The organism is Microbispora corallina, assembly GCF_016863035.1.
GTDB lineage: Bacteria > Actinomycetota > Actinomycetes > Streptosporangiales > Streptosporangiaceae > Microbispora > Microbispora corallina.
This window is the reverse complement of sequence record NZ_BOOC01000011.1, coordinates 98,008-113,226: the sequence shown is the minus strand read 5'-3', so window position 1 is coordinate 113,226 and position 15,219 is coordinate 98,008. Positions and strand designations below refer to the sequence as shown.

Annotated in this window: 10 protein-coding genes; 1 reads left to right on the top strand and 9 read right to left on the bottom strand. The window is 72.8% G+C overall.

From position 1 onward, the window contains the following. From Mco01_RS14190 to Mco01_RS14165, 6 genes are read right to left on the bottom strand one after another with little or no spacing between them, the layout of a single operon-like run. Complete coding sequence (locus Mco01_RS14190; RefSeq protein WP_204057361.1) at positions 1-603, bottom strand: LOG family protein; 603 nt, start codon at positions 601-603, stop codon at positions 1-3. Beyond that, a complete protein-coding gene (locus Mco01_RS14185) occupies positions 578-1,540 on the bottom strand; it encodes a metallophosphoesterase family protein (RefSeq protein ID WP_204057360.1) in 963 nt (320 codons plus the stop codon). Before Mco01_RS14185 ends, Mco01_RS14190 begins: the two co-directional genes overlap by 26 nt. After that, a complete protein-coding gene (locus tag Mco01_RS14180) occupies positions 1,524-2,318 on the bottom strand; it encodes a nucleotidyltransferase family protein (protein WP_204057359.1) in 795 nt (264 codons plus the stop codon). The genes Mco01_RS14185 and Mco01_RS14180 overlap by 17 nt, the downstream gene beginning before the upstream one ends. Further along, positions 2,315-4,378 carry a PfkB family carbohydrate kinase gene (locus Mco01_RS14175; RefSeq protein ID WP_204057358.1) on the bottom strand — a complete coding sequence of 688 codons (2,064 nt, stop codon included), beginning with the start codon at positions 4,376-4,378 and terminating at the stop codon, positions 2,315-2,317. Before Mco01_RS14175 ends, Mco01_RS14180 begins: the two co-directional genes overlap by 4 nt. Positions 4,379-4,425: 47 nt before the next feature. Then, positions 4,426-6,105, bottom strand: coding sequence for an APC family permease (locus Mco01_RS14170; RefSeq protein ID WP_204057357.1), 1,680 nt, complete (start codon positions 6,103-6,105; stop codon positions 4,426-4,428). 32 nt (positions 6,106-6,137) lie between these two features. Beyond that, positions 6,138-6,956, bottom strand: coding sequence for a GntR family transcriptional regulator (locus tag Mco01_RS14165; RefSeq protein ID WP_204057356.1), 819 nt, complete (start codon positions 6,954-6,956; stop codon positions 6,138-6,140). Between the two features lie 220 nt (positions 6,957-7,176). Here Mco01_RS14165 and Mco01_RS14160 point away from each other — a divergent pair, with 220 nt between their 5' ends. Further along, entirely contained in the window at positions 7,177-8,148 is a 972-nt protein-coding gene (locus Mco01_RS14160) for a carbohydrate kinase family protein (protein ID WP_204057355.1), read from the top strand. A 106-nt stretch (positions 8,149-8,254) separates the two neighbouring features. Here the strand turns inward: Mco01_RS14160 and Mco01_RS14155 are convergent, their stop codons facing one another. The 3 genes from Mco01_RS14155 to Mco01_RS14145 all read right to left on the bottom strand — a co-directional run bounded on the left by Mco01_RS14155 (position 8,255) and on the right by Mco01_RS14145 (position 15,165). Next, a complete protein-coding gene (locus tag Mco01_RS14155) occupies positions 8,255-11,245 on the bottom strand; it encodes a glycosyl hydrolase 2 galactose-binding domain-containing protein (protein ID WP_204057354.1) in 2,991 nt (996 codons plus the stop codon). 162 nt (positions 11,246-11,407) lie between these two features. Next, a complete protein-coding gene (locus tag Mco01_RS14150) occupies positions 11,408-13,291 on the bottom strand; it encodes a hypothetical protein (RefSeq protein ID WP_204057353.1) in 1,884 nt (627 codons plus the stop codon). Positions 13,292-13,566: 275 nt separating this feature from the next. Further along, positions 13,567-15,165: a peptide chain release factor 3 gene (locus Mco01_RS14145; RefSeq protein ID WP_204057352.1), complete on the bottom strand. Its 1,599-nt coding sequence runs from the start codon at positions 15,163-15,165 to the stop codon at positions 13,567-13,569. Between the last annotated feature and the right edge of the window lie 54 nt (positions 15,166-15,219).

Below are 15,219 nucleotides of genomic sequence, written 5' to 3'. Positions count from 1 at the left end.
TCACCCCCGGGGGGCCGGCGCGACGCCGGGGGCGCCGGCGACCAGCCGGTCCAGTAGGCGCACGGCCTCGTCCACGTCCTCGGCCACGGGCGCGAGCCGCAGGTCGTCGGCCCCGACGACGAGGTCGGCGGCGAGAGCATCCCGCAGACGCCGCCACCGGGGACCCAGCAGCAGGAGCCGGGCCGCGCCGGGCTCGGTCTGAAGCGCGGACCAGACGACGGCGGCCTCCGCGAGCGTGCCGATCCCGCCCGGCAGCGCCACCACCGCGTCGGCGGCGAGCAGGTGGCGCAGCCGCTCGGAGTAGTCGGCGGCCCACAGCAGCTCCGTGCACCAGGGGCTCGGGTCGAGGCCCGCCCAGGCCGTCATCGGCAGCCCGACGACCGCGGCGCCGGCCTCCCGGGCTCCCCTGGCGGCGGCGCCCATCAGCCCGCCGTACCCGCCGGTCATCACCCGCCAGCCGCGGCCGCCGAGCGCGGCGCCCAGGGCGAGGGCCTCCCTCCACGCCGGGTCGGGCTCCTCCAGGCGGGCGGAGCCGACGACGGCCACCGTCGTCGCCCTGGGGCGCTCCGGACAGGCGTCACCCGGCGACGAGCTGGTAGCCACGGAGCCCCTTCTTGGTGGAGAGCGTGATGAGCGCGCCGCGCAGGACGCCCTCGGAGTACTCGCTGCCGGGGTTGATCGACCGGGAGCCGGCGATCACGGCTTCGCCGCGCGACTCGTGGATGTGCCCGTGCAGGCCGAGCAGCGGCCGGTACGTGGCCATAGCGTCGCGGACGGCGCTCGATCCCACGCCGGTGATGACCGGGCTGCCGGACCTCATGACCGGCCGGAACTCGTCGTCGAGCGCCATGGCCTGGTCGATCGGGGTGTCCTTCGGCGGCACGTGCAGGTTGAAGATCGCCTTGGACATGTCGGGGACCCTGGCCGCCTCGCGGGCGATGCGCTCGGCGAGCTGCTCCTCCGGCAGCTCGCGCGGCGAGTTCCAGGGCGTCGGGTTGGAGAAGCCCACCGAGATCATGGTGAAGCCGCCGGGCAGCTCCACGAGCCGTCCCTCGGGGTTGACGAGCATGTCGGACGAGCCGAGCACGTCGTCGACGAACAGCGGGTCGTCGTTGCCGGGCGCGAGCAGGCACATGATGCCGGTGCCGGCCAGGCGCTCCTCCGCCAGCGCCATCCACGCCGACAGCGTCTCGTGCATGTGCGTGCGGAACGTCTTGTCGACCAGCTCGGGGTGCTCCCGGAACTCGGCGATCTCGTCGGGGGTGGTGTCGTAGGCGTAGAACCCGGCGTCGGCGATCGTCTTGCGGAGCGCCGGCAGCTCCTCGGCGCCGACCTCCCTGTCCCGGCCGAACAGGTGGGAGGTGTACCGGCCGCCGGGGCCCTCGATGACGGGCACCAGCATCTTGCCGGTGATGTCCCCGCCCATGATGAGGACGTCGGCGCCGTAGAACTTCCCGGCGTTGACGAACTTGCGGAAGCAGCGGTCGGATCCATGGATGTCGGTGGCGAAGAAGATCTTCAAGTCACGGCCGCGCAGCACCGATCGGCCCTCCGATCTCGTCGGGTAGCTCGTACCAGGGGATGCGGCGGCCCACCGCGGCGCGGGCCCGCCACCTGAAGGACTTCGGCGCCGCGGCCAGGCGGTCGGCGATCGCGCCGGCCCGCGCCGTCGCGGTCTCCGCGTCCGGGGGCGCGAGCAGGTCCGCCGCGAGGGCGGGCAGCCGCGCCAGGTTGTCGGTGAACGTGGTGTACCAGCCCCAGTCGCCGCTGGTCACCTGGACGAGCCGGTCGGCGCTGACGTGGTCGCAGTCCCCGTCGGCGGGGACGTCCGGTGCCGCCACCTCGTGGGTGAGCAGGATCGTCAGCGCGTCCGTCAGGTCCTTGACGTTGACCTCCACCACCTGGAGCTTCGTGAGCAGCAGGTCGGCCGGGGACAGCGTCGCGGGATGCAGCCGGAGCCGGTCGGCCAGGTCGAGGCTGTGGCACATCTGGAAGCCGCCCACGAACACGTCGAGCTTGCGGTCGTTGGCCTCGTCGGTGAACAGCATGCGGCGGTCGCCGCGCATGTTGTTGAACCGGACGTTCGGCACGTAGCCGAGGTCGGCCAGGGCCGCCCGGAAGGCCTTGCCCTCCTTCGGGTGGACGACCAGGTCGATGTCGCCGTAGCCGCGCCGAAGGGGCTGCGGCACCTCCCGATGGCGGTGCCGGGCGACGGCGAGGCCGCCGATGAGCCGTACGGCGAGGCCGCGCTCGGTGAGACCGGCGAGGACGCGGCCCGCCTCGGCCTCGATGTCGGCCAGCGGCGTCGGGGCGCTCATGCCGGCTCTCCGATCACGACGCGGTGGATGGTCTCGTAGTGCTCCGTCCTGACCGCCTCGCTGGGGAAGTTGTAGCTCTTCTTGCCCAGCGCCTCCGCGAGGTGGAACCCGAGCAGGCTCAGCGGGAGCGCGGCGAGCAGCGGGGAGAACTCCTCGGGTAGGCCGGGAGCCAGCGGCAGGTGAAGGGCGGACGAGCCGGGGACGGCGTCGCTGACGACGACGGGGAGGGCCCCGACGAAGTCGATCTCACTGAGGATCTCCGCGGCCCGGTCGGCTCCCGCGCCCGATGGGGCGATCAGCACGACCGGCGTGCCGGCCGAGGTGACGAAGTACTCCTCGTGCGCCCATTCCTCGACGTTGGTGCTCACGCCGACGAGCTGCGGCCCCTCGAAGAGCTTGGCCGCGCCGAACTTGGCGGACGCCTCGTTGGGGCCGGCTCCGAGGAAGGCCGTCCACGCGTGCGTGGCGAGCACCCGGGCCGCCTTGTCCGCGGGGCCCGCGTTGGCCGCGAGCGTCCGCCGGGCGAGCGACGGCGCGCCGTCCAGCGCGGCGCGCGCCGCCGCGACGTCCCGCCCGCGGGCGCGGCCCCACCGAACGGCGAGGTCGGCCAGCGTGGCGACCATGCCGAGGTAGGTGCTGGTCCCGGGCGAGAAGCCCAGCGTCGGCACGTCCACCGGAAGCACCCTGTCGGCGGCCTCCGCGAGCGCCCCGCCGCGGTTGTTCGTCAGCGCGACGGCGAGGTGCCCGAACCTGCGGGCCTGGACGGCGGCCTCGGTCGTCCTGCCGACCTTCCCCGAGAACGACACGCACACCACGGCGCTCCGCTCCGGCAGGTAACGCACCTGGTAGCGGGCGAAGTCGAGGGCGTGGACGGCCCGCGCGGAGATCCCCGCGTGGCGCTGGAACGCCAGGGCCGTCGCCATCCCCGCGAAGTACGAGTCGCCGCAGCCGACCAGGAACAGGTGCTCGACGCCCTGCCCGGTCAGGGCGTCCGCCAGACCCGCCACCTCGCCGTCCGGGTCCGCGAGGTGGCGGGCGATCACATCGGGGATCATGGCGATCTCGCGGCGCATGACGTCGATGTCGTAGGGCGCCGGATCCTCCGCGCCGGGCGCGCCGTCCGCCGCCCCGGCGGTCCCGGCGGCCTCGAACCGGCGGAGGGCGGAGACCGGATCGAGCCCGGCCAGCGCCAGCGACCCGAACTCGGCGATCGCCCACGACGCCGTGGCCGCGCCCCGCCGCACCGCCTCCAGCAGGGGGAGGCCGGCGGCGAGCGCGGCGGCCGTCGCCCCGCAGAAGGTGTCGCCCGCGCCGGTGACGTCCGCCACGGCGGCGGGGACGGCGGGCACCTCGACCGGCGGCCCCTCCCCCGTGTCGACCAGCGCTCCCCCGGCCCCCCGTTTGACCACCACCGCGGGGACGCCGCGGCCGCGCAGCCACGAGGCGGCGCGCGCCGGGTCGTCGTAGCCGGCGAGCTCCGCGAGCTCCTCCCTGCTGGGCAGGAACACGTCCACGCGGGCGGCCAGGTCCAGCACCGCCTCCGTCTCGCCCGCCCAGTCCTCGTGGGTGTCCAGCGTGACGAGGGCGCCGGGAGCGCGCCCGCGGACGTGGTCCACGAGGGCGGCCGCCGCCGTCAGGGGCATCGCGGCGACGTGCACCACGGGCGGCGGGTCGTCCCCGAGCCACTCCCCCGGGATGTCCTCCGGCCGGACGGCCACCTCCAGCGACCGCTCCCGAGGCGTGCGGTAGATCCAGTGCCGGCGGCCGTCCTCCTCGTAGACCACCCAGTTGCGCACCGTCGGCCCGGGGACGGCGCGCACACCCGAGGTGTCCACCCCCAGGCGTTCCAGCTCGTCCAGGATGCCCGGCGGGAGGTCGTCCCCCCGCCGGGTGACGATCCCGGCCGCCGGGTTCCACAGCCTGGCCGCGAGCACGGCGTAGACGGCGTTGCCGCCGGGACTGCCCATTCTCACGGCTCCGTCGGACAGCACGACGTCGTCGATGGTGAGGTTGCCGATGACGAGCACTCGCCGCCTCCCGGCGGCACCGGTCGGACGCATGACAGCAGCTCCTTCGTGGATGGACGGACGCGCGGGCCGCGACCGGCTCACTCCGGCGGGATCTCGCGGTAGACCAGGCCGAGGTCGACGCCCCTGCTGCGGTTGACCAGCCGGGCGCCGACGTACCAGACGACCCCGCTCACGACCACGCCGAGCATGAACCACAGCGACAGACGGCGGGTGACCGCGAACATCGAGTTGATGGTGTCGTTGGCGACGAAGGTGATCATCAGGGCGCCGAGCGCGACGACGCCGCCCGCGCCGGCCAGCGCGACGACCGGGACGCCGAACAGCCGCCGTCCGCCCGCGGACTCCCAGACGTCGCGAAGCCGGTACGGGAAGACCACGCCCGCCAGGGCGACCACGATGAACGCGAGGATCTGCGCCAGCAGGGCGCCGAGCAGGCTCGCGTCCGACCAGTTGACCAGCGCGACCAGGGCGATCTCCCCGGTGACCACGCACAGCGCGATGGCCTTGACCGGCGTGTGGAACCGCTCGCTGACGTCGCCCAGCTTCTGCGGGACCGTGCGGTCGAGGGACCAGGCGAGCATGTACCGGGTGGACTGCATGATCGACAGCGGGGTGCCCATCACGGCCCAGATCACGAAGCCCACGCCGATCAGGAGCAGCAGGAACACGTTGTGCGTCAGCAGCGCCGCCAGGAAGTTGAACCCGGGCGGCAGTCCCGCGGGCAGGCCGAGCTTGTCAGGGGCGGACCCCGCCAGGTATCCCAGGCTGCCGAGCCAGTCGGCGCTGACGTGGCTCGTCAGCACGACGGTGAGCAGCGCGAGCGCGAGCCCGTTGATCAGTACGCCGCCGACCATGGCCCGGTACTGCGTCTTCGACGCCCGCTTGATCTCGCCGCCGATCTGCGCCGAGCCCTGGGCGTACCCGACGACGAAGAACACCCACGGCAGCATCAGCAGGGTGTCGGTCAGGCTGAATCCGGCGCCGTTGCCGGTGTACCCCGCCTGCTGTGCGGCGGGGATGATCTGGTCGAAGGTCAGCCCGTGGTTCCTGGCGGCGAAGTCGTCCCAGCCGCCGGTGATGTTCCCTCCGGCGAACAGCAGCAGCAGGAAGGACACCAGCAGGCTGACGCCCGCGATCGCGAACAGGACCTTCTGCCAGCGCCAGTACCGCTGGCCGCCCAGCACGATGAGGACCCCGAAGCCGACCGTGATGACGGTGCCGAGCCCCAGCACCCACCACTGGGTGGTGACGCCGAGGAGGTCGTGCCGCCCGAGCAGGGCGTTGCTCATGTCCAGCCAGACCTGCTGGCCGGTGACCGACGTCAGGGTGGCCAGCGCGGCGGGGACCGCGAACGTCAGCGCGAAGTAGGCGTTGAAGCCGATCCAGAAGAAGATCATCCACAGGCCCTGGCTCCACGAGAGCAGGAAGCCGAGAACCGGGTGCAGGGTGCGGCTGACGAACACGTAGTCGCCGCCGGAGCGCGGCATCGCGGCCGAGAACTCCGCGTACACGCGGAGCAGGGTGAACGCCATCAGCAGGGTGCCGACGACGACGGCGAGCAGCATGTTCCCGCCGGAGAACGCCGTCTGCGCCTGGAGGAAGAGGAAGACACCGCCGACGGCGACGTTCATCCCGAACGTGTTCATGACGAAGGCGTCGAAGAACGACACCTCGCGGATGAGCCCGGTGGCGTTCCGGACGAAGACGCCTGCGTGACGGTCGGAGGGGGAGGCGGGCAGGTGACTCGGTGCGGCCACGGCGATGGCCCCTCTCTGCGGAGCGGGTGGAGCTAGGGAGTAGTGCCGTCGGGGGGTGTCGTGGGGGCGGGCCGGAAGCCCACTCCGTGCCGGGGGTGACTTTCGATCTCGAATCGGAACCGGTCGGCCTGGTAGAGCACCTGGGAGAACTCCACCGGCGTCCCGTTCTGGTCGAGGGTGACCGCCTCCACGCGGAGCAGTGCCTCGCCGACGGGCACCTGGAGGTGGCCGGCGTGCTCGGGGAGCGCGCGCACGACCTCGATGACGTTGCGGGCCGAGGTCATCACGGTGCCGTACCGCCGCTCGAGGAGCCCGTAGAGCGAACCCTCGAGGTCGGCCTCGGCCAGGCCGGGGAACAGGGCGGCCGGCAGGGAGGCCGACAGCAGCACGACCGGCTCGCCCGACAGGTAGGCGACCCGCCGCAGCCGGAACAGCTCGGCGCCCTCCGCCACGCCCAGCGCGGCGCTGAGGCGCTCGTCGGCGGGGACCGTCTCCGCGGACAGCACCCGCATGGCGACGGGCAGCCCGGTCGCGCTCAGCGTCGCCGTGAAGCTGGACAGCAACTGGATCTCGGCGCCGACCTTCGTCTCCCTGACGTAGGTCCCGCGGCCCCTGGTCCTGGTGACGTACCCGTCCTTGGCGAGCGCCAGGATGGCCTGCCGCACCGGCGCCAGGCTCACCCCGAGCCGGGACGCGTACTCCTTCTCCTGCAGGAGCTTCTCGCCCGGCGCCAACCGGCCCGACACGATCAGGTCCAGCAGCAGCCGGTAGATCTGCTCGTGGTACGGGAGGGCGGACGCCCGGTCGAGTCCCGGCAGGGGTTCGGCGGAGGGGGCCTCGGGTGACCTCATGCCCACGACCGTAAAGATTATAAGTTTCTAATTTATTACTGCGAGGTTGCGTTTCGGGGCACGGTCATCACCCGTGCCTGCCCTGTGAGCTGCCCGAATGCAGATCTTCGTACGTTCCCCACCGTGTCCCGGCGGTGCGCACACGGGTCGCGGATAAGGCGACCCGCGTGCGGCGCCGCGACCGGGGTGTGCGATCGTCGCACCGGCGAGGGGAGGACCTGTGACGTTCCTGGTGGTGGGCGAGAGCATCGCCGATCTGATCGGCACGCCCGGCTCGTGGCGGTTCCGGGCCGTCCCGGGCGGCAGCCCGCTCAACGTCGCCGTCGCGCTGGCCGCGCTGGGGCGGCCCGTCCGGTTCGCGAGCGAGGTGGGCGACGACCTGTTCGGCGGTCTCCTCCGCGACCACCTCGCCCGGCACGGCGTCGGCGCGTCGGAGCTCGCCGCCGCCCCCGCGACCAGCCTCGCCTTCGCCCGGGTGGGCGCGGACGGCTCGGCGTCCTACGACTTCCGGTTCGACTGGCGCTTCCCGCAGACCCCCCGGCTCGCCGGGGTCTCCTGCCTGCACACCGGCTCACTGGCCGCGCTGACCGGTCCCGGCGGGCCGCGCGTCCGGTCCCTGATGGAGGCCGCCGCCTCGGCGGGGGTCACCGTGTCGTACGACCCGAACATCCGGCCGTCGCTGCTCGGGGAGCGGGACGCGGCGCGGGCGGCCGTGGAGGAGTGCGTGCGGCTCGCCCGCCTCGTCAAGGTCAGCGCCGAGGACCTGGCCTGGCTCTATCCGGGCGAGCCCGACCTCGCCGCCGCGCGCCGCTGGGCCGCCTGGCCCCTCCACGCCGGGCCGGCCGCCGCCTGGTCCGGCGGCGCGGGGGACGCCGGAGACGCCGGCGCGGGCCGGCTCGTGGTGGTCACGCGCGGCGCGGACGGCGCGGTCGCGGTGTTCGGGGACCGGCTGGTGACCTGTCCCGCCCCCGCCGTGGAGGTCGCCGACACGGTCGGCGCGGGCGACATGTTCACCGCCGCCTATCTGGCGGAGCTCGACGGCGTCGCCGTCCTCACCGCCGAGGACGTCGCCCGCGCGCTGCGGCACGGCTGCGCCGCGGCGGCCGTGGTCTGCACGCGGGAGGGCGCCTCGCCGCCCACGCCGGGCGAGGTCGCCGCACTGCTCCCCCGGGTGGCGGCGACCGTCGCCTGACACGCGGCCGCCGGGAGGCGCCCGGCATGACATGCCGGCCGCGGCGGCCGCCTCCAGGAGGCGTCGCTCATGCGCCGCGCTCCCGGCGACGGCCGCCGCGAGACCCTCAGCCGACGGTCAGTTTGTCGACGTTCGGGCCGCCGGTCGCCGCGGTGGCGGTGGCCCGGATCCGGTTCGTCCCGGCGGCGAGGGTCACCGGGACGGAGACGGTCGCCCAGGTGTCCCAGTTGGTCGTGGCCGCGAACGAGGTGCGCGCCGCCACGACCGTGCCGTTGACCGCGATGTCCATGGGCCGGTCGGCCGTCGTGCCGTTGGCGTACCGGAAGGTCAGGGTCGCGGGCCCGGCCGACGCGGCGTTCACCGTCCACTCGACGTACGATCCGGCGACGTTGGTGTAGTCGACGAAGCCGGTGCCGGTGTAGCCGGTGTGGTTGGTGAAGACGCCGGCCTGGGAGAGCGTCGCGTCCTCGGCCTGGTAGTCCCGTGCGGCCGAGGACCCGAAGCTCGCCGTCGCGGTGGCGGTGTTCCACCCGGCGACCCGGACGCCGGTCGCCGCGCCCCGGAAGGTGACCGTGAGCGTCTTCGACTCCCCCGGCCAGAGGCTGATGGCGTTGTCCGACCAGATGGCCGGCAGGACGGGCTTGCCCGCCGCGTCGACCACGTGGGCGTCCAGGTAGAACGCGGGGAGCTTGCCCGTGCCGGTGTTCGTCACCGTGACCGTGGCCGTGCCCGGGCCCGGCGACGTCGCGGTCACCGAGATCGGCGCCCGCGCCATGCCCGCCAGCCCCTTGAGGTCGGCGTACGACGTGGTGGGCGTGTAGTACCAGTCGCTGTTGCCGTAGTCGAGGACGTCCTTGGCCGTGGACAGCCAGTAGACGTTCCTGTCGATCTCGCCGCTCGCGTCGCTGAGCGTGAGGCGCAGCAGGTAGGTGGTGTTCAGCCCGCTGACGGACGAGGGGATGGTCACGGCGGTGACCCGGCCGCCGTCGGCGGGGGCGGTGACCGTGGCCGTGTTGCTGTACTTGTTCGTCCCGTCGAGGTTGAACGCGTCGGTCTTCACGGTCAGCCCCGAGGCCGCCTTGTGGGTGGAGTTGACCACGACCACCGAGCGGTTGTCGTAGGAGTACTGCACGTGGAGAGGGGTCATCGCCTTCCTGGTGCCCCAGTACGAGCCGCCCTGGTCGAGGTAGGTGTCGAACAGCTGCCAGTGCAGGGAGCTCCAGCCGCTGTTCAGCATCCAGTAGATGACGCCCGTGGCGGGGTTGGCGGAGTCGGTGAAGTTGCGGCCGAACGCCTCGAACTGGGCCCGTGTGTTCTCGTACTGCGCGAGCTGCGCCTTCCGCACGTAGTCGTCCAGGCTGGAAGGCGCGCCGTACCGGCCGGTGAGCGCGTCGTCGAACAGCTTCAGCGTGCCGAACGTGTCCGACGGCGACCGGTGGTACTGCGTGGCGCTCGCGTTCTGCCACAGCGTGTTCAGCTCGCTCGACGACATCATGCGCTTCAGCGAGTCGAGCGTCGGCACGTCGGGCCCGGCGCTGACCTCCGAGGCGAAGCCGGACGCGCCGCCGAGCTGCTTGGTGTACCAGTAGTTCGGCGGGATCCAGTCGTACGGCCCGTCCATCTTCATGCCGGAGCTTCCCAGCTGCGGCGAGGAGTTGTCGGACGCCGCGGCGACGACCGGCGTCTTCCAGTCGGCGGCGTTCAGCGCGTCGAGGTAGCCGCTCTCCTGAGTGCCGTTGGGGGCGAAGTCGCTGCCGATGAGGAACGTGAAGACGCTCGGGTGGTCGCGCAGGCGGGCCGCCTCGGCGGCCATGGAGGCCTTGGCCACCGTGTAGTCGGCCGAGGTCCACTTGTCGCCCGGCTCGCTCCCGTTGGTCTCGCCCTCCCACTTGTCGCAGCACTCCCAGCCGGCCATGACGAGGATGCCCATCCGGTCGGTCAGGTCGAACAGGTCGTCCGGCTCAAGGTGGCCCTCCAGGCGGATGGTGTTGAGCCCGAGGTCGCGGACGTACTCCAGCTTGTCCCGCACGTACTGCGGGTCCCAGCGCAGGAACAGGTCGGGCGACCAGCCGCCGCCGCGCACCAGCAGCGGACGGCCGTTGATCTTGTAGAGCCGGTGCCCGCTGCCGTCGAGCGAGGAGGTGACCGACCGCACGCCGAACGTGGAGGACGCGGTGTCGCTGACCGTGCCGCCCACGGTCGCGGTGACCGACAGGTCGTACAGCGGCTGCCCGCCCATCCCGTACGGCCACCAGACCTTGGGCGAGGCGATCGTGAGCGGAACGGACACGGTCTTCGTCTGGTGCGCCGCGAGCGAGACGTCCTGGCTGAAGCCCATCCCGGCGGCGGTGCCGGCGACCGTCGCGGTCACGGCCGAGGCGCCGTCGTTGCGCGCGTTCACCTTGACCGTGAGGTCGGCACGGTCGAGGGCGGCGGTGAGGGACGTCACGACGTGCGCGTCGCGCAGGGCGACCGGGCCGCTGCGCCGGACGACGACGTCGCGGAAGATGCCCATGTTCTTGTCCGGCGGGGTCTGCACCCAGTCGATCCAGCCCATCGTGAGCTGCTTGTTCGGGTCGTTGGGGCTGACCTTGAACGCGACGCTGTTGACGCCCGCGTGGACGAGCGACGTCACGTCGATCTCGTTCCTGGTGTAGGCGCCGGTGAGGCCGGCGGCGACCTGGGCGCCGTTCACCCACACGTCCCCACCGGAGATGAGGCCGGTGACGTCGAGGTAGGTGCGCAGCCCGGTCTCCGAGCCCAGCGTGAAGTCCGACCGGTACCACCAGGGCACGGTGAAGTCGGCCGCCGGGATGGACTTCATGTTCGTGGAGTAGAAGGGGTCGGAGTAGACGCCGTTCTTCAGCAGCGCGGCCAGGACCGTCGAGCGCGGCCCGGCGGCGTACCAGCCGCTCGCGCCGTAGCCCGGCGTGGAGATCGCCGCACCGCCGTCCGAGACCTTGGCCGACGACTGGATCTTGTACCCGGGCAGCACGATGGGCTGCTGCGCGGCGGCCTGCGAGGCGGCCGCGGGCAGGGCCGTCACGCCCGCGGCCGTCAGCGCGAGCGCCGCCAGCAGTCGGATCAGGGAGCGCACCGATGACCTCCTGGGTTTGTTAATAAACCTTATTAACAAAGTGACCAGATAGTAGGCCGGTCAAGACCCGCGGTCAAGGGAAAGATCTCTTACCGGCGAGGGGCGCCGTCCCCGAGCCGTCCCCGGGCGGGAAGGCTCGCGGACGGCGCCCCTCCGGCGGGGTCAGAACGTCAGCCGGGTGATCCTGGTCCCCCAGTTGGCCAGGGCCGTCCGGGTGCCGCCGCAGGTGAGCAGCGGCGCGGCGGTGTACTGGGCCAGGGAGCACGACTGGCCGATGTACTCGGAGGCGATCCAGACGGCGTCGCCGTCGGCCGCCGCGGCGCCGTAGTCGCCCCACCGCGGACGCGGCGGGTCGTTGAACGCCTTGTATCCGGAGAAGCCGTCCTGCGGTCCCTTCCCCGGCGCCGCGATCTGCACGTCCCCCGCGCCGGTACGGGCGTCGAGCGAGGCGAATCCGGCGCTCGGGTAGTAGTCGGCGCCGGCGACGGTGAAGGCGATGACGCCCCGCCCGCTCCGGTTCACGCCGACGGCCGGGTAGACGAGGTTGTTGTGCGCCAGCGCCAGGTATCCCTGCTTGTCGGCGCGGGCGGTGCGCGGGTCGACGACGAACCACTCGACGCCGGCCTTGTCCTGCCCCGCCACCGTCACCGCGGTGTCGAGCGCCGCCCACAGCTTCCCGCCGGCGTACACGACCTGCTGCATCCGGGTGTCGTTGGAGTCGAGGGGCGCCTCGGCCTCGTCGTGTTCGGGCTCGTCGGCGAGGAGGTACCTCCAGCACCCCGGCCCGAGGGGGGTGGGCGTGGTGGTGTCGTTCACGCACTGCCCCAGCGGGAAGTCGCCCGGCTTCTGGTCGGCCTTGGGCGGGATCGAGTAGGCGCCGACCGGGACGATCTTCCTGCTCAGCGTGGGCGTGCCGCCCGTGTTCAGGAGGAACGTGCCGGACAGGCGCCACTGGATGACGTGGTCGCTCGTGCCGGTGCCGTTCGCCTCCTCGGCCGCGTCGGACGACAGGAGATACTCGGTGTCCGGCGCGTACTGGGAGCTCGGGGACTGCGCCGGCCAGATCGTGAAGCCGGGGGCGCCGCCGGCGCCGAGGCCCGTCGTGTCGTACTGCACGACCGGGACTGAGGCCGGGGACGTGACGAACCGCAACTTGGGGAAGGCGTAGATCTGGGCGGAGTTGTACCCGTCGCCGAAGAACTCGTACTCGTTGGTCGTGACGTAGAAGCCGAAGGCGTCGGCGCCGATGTGGGGGTAGTCGCCGAGGCAGGGGCAGCCGGGGTGCGCGGGGGTGCCGTCGGTCCCGTCGTCCTGCGCCGCGACCCGGTAGACCGTCCACTTCCCGAGCGGGCTGGCCGACGTGCTCACCGCGACGTCGAGGTGGTTGACGCCGGTGAAGTCACCGGTGTCGGCGTCCACCTCGAGGGTGAGGGCTACCTGGAACCAGCGCCTGCTGTCGGGGTCGTAGTAGCAGGACGGGTCGGTGACGAACGGCCCCTGCGCGCCGGTGGCCCGGTCGATGGCCGCCGGGTACCCGTAGAAGGTGTTGAGGTCGGCGACGCCGATGAGCGCCCTGCCCGAGGAGTCGAACACGCGCAGCGCGTCGTTGACCGACTCGAGCACGAAGCCGTTGCCCGCGCACAGTCCCTGGTCGGGCGGCTCGGTGGAGAACTGGTTGCCGCCGTTGGCGAGCCGCTGGTCCCGGTGGCTGATGCCGTCGAAGGACAGGGCCACCGTGGGGTTCGACCTGGGGGGACGGGAGCCGACGACGACGCCGTGGTGCCCGGAGTGGCGGGACAGGCTGCGGTTGACCGGCGGGAGCTTGGGGGCCGCACGCCTGGCGTCCTGCTCACCCGGTTCCGCGCCGCGGATCTCCGGGACCTGGACGCCGGTGTCCAGGCCCGCCGCCACCGGCTGGATGGCGGTGCTGCCCGCCGCCGGGATCTCCCGGTTGGTCGCCGCGGCCGCGCCCGTGGCGGCCCCGACCGCCGGCAGACCGGCCAGTACCAGGACGAACGTCAGCTTCAGGGGGAGGATGCTTCTCATGACCACCTCACTGGAGGCACCGCTACGTGCCCAGTCAGGGAATTTCAGGACTTGCTCGTCGTACATCCGGCATGTGGTCATGAGAAGACGCATGTCCGCATGCGGACACGCGTCCTGATCGCCCGGCGCCGCGCGGCGGGGGATCAGGCGGACGCGCAGACGCGGCGCCACAGCACGGGACCGGGCGGACGCGCAGACACCGGCGAGGCGATATGAGGCCGGGCGCGGAGGCGGCGCACGCGCGGCAGGGGGCTGGGCGATCGGCGGGCGCGGGGTCAGGACTCCTGGCCGGCGCCGGCGATGATGGGGTCGAGCGTGAGGCCGGGGTGCTCGCGCTGGATCGAGCGCATCCGCCACTGGTCGGTGAACACGGCGAGCAGGGCCTCGTCGCGGCTGCGCACGAGCACCTCCGCCCCGCGCTGGCGGCGCAGCGTCTCCGCCGACTGCGGGTCGGTCCGGAGGGCCAGCGTGTACTCCAGCCGGTCGAGCACGGTCTCCGCGCCGAACTCGGCGGCCAGGCGGTGCTGGACGACCTCGAACTGCATCGCCCCGACCGCCGCCAGCACGGGGGCCTGGTCGCCGCGCAGGTCCGACCTGAGCACCTGGACGACGCCCTCGGCGTCGAGCTGGTCGATCCCCCGGCGGAACTGCTTGGCCTTGCCGGTGTCGCGCACCCGGGCGACGGCGAACAGCTCGGGGGCGAAGCTCGGAATGGGCGGGAACTCGACCGCCGTGCCCTCGTAGAGCGTGTCCCCCGGGCGCAGCGCCGAGGCGTTCACCAGGCCGACGACGTCTCCCGGATGGGCCTCGTCGAGGGTCGTGCGCTCCTGGCCGAACACCGACTGGGCGTACTTCGTGGCGAACGGGCGGCCGGTCGCCGCGTGCGTCAGCACCATGCCGCGCTCGAAGCGGCCGGAGCAGACCCGGACGAACGCGATCCGGTCGCGGTGTGCCCGGTCCATGTTGGCCTGCACCTTGAACACGAGCCCGGAGAACGGCGCGTCCAGCGGCCGGAGGGCGCCCTGCACGTCGGGCCGGGGCGCCGGCGCCGGGGCCAGGGCGACCAGCACGTCGAGCAGCCGGGCGACGCCGAAGTTGGACAGCGCCGCCCCGAACAGCACCGGCGTCGTCTCGTGCGCCTCGAACCGCTTCTGGTCGTGGTCGGCGCCGATCGCCGTCAGCAGGTCGGCCTCCTCGCTCGCCCGCGTCCAGTCGGCGCCCAGCTCCCGCGCCGCCTGCTCCGGGGTCAGCTCCGTCTCCAGGGCCCTGGTCGCGCCGCCGGGGGTGCGGGCGTAGCGGACGATCCGGCCGTCCAGCCGGTCGACGACCCCCTGGAAGGCGTCGGCCGAGCCGATCGGCCAGGTGACGGGCGTGGGCCGCAGGCCCGTGCGCTCCTCGATCTCGTCGAGCAGCTCCAGGCCCTCGCGGCCCGGCCGGTCCCACTTGTTGACGAACGTGATGACGGGGATGCGGCGGTGGCGGCAGACCTCGAACAGTTTCATGGTCTGCGGCTCCATGCCCTTGGCGGCGTCGAGCAGCATGACCGCGCAGTCGACGGCCGCGAGGACCCGGTAGGTGTCCTCGGAGAAGTCGGCGTGGCCGGGGGTGTCCACCAGGTTGAAGACGTGCCCGCGGTACTCGAAGCGCAGCGCGGCCGAAGTGATCGAGATGCCGCGGGCCCGCTCCATCTCCATCCAGTCGGAGGTCACGCCGCGCCGCCCGGCCTTACCGTGGACGGCTCCCGCCTGGGTGATGGCCGAGGCGTGCAGGGCGAGGGCCTCGGTCATCGTCGACTTTCCGGCGTCCGGGTGGCTGATCACCGCGAAGGTCCGCCGCCGCCGCGCCTCCGCGAGGATCTCGCCCTCGGCTCCCATTTCCGCTCCCCCCACCCGCCGCCGGCGTCCCGGCGCCGGTCCGACGTCCGCACG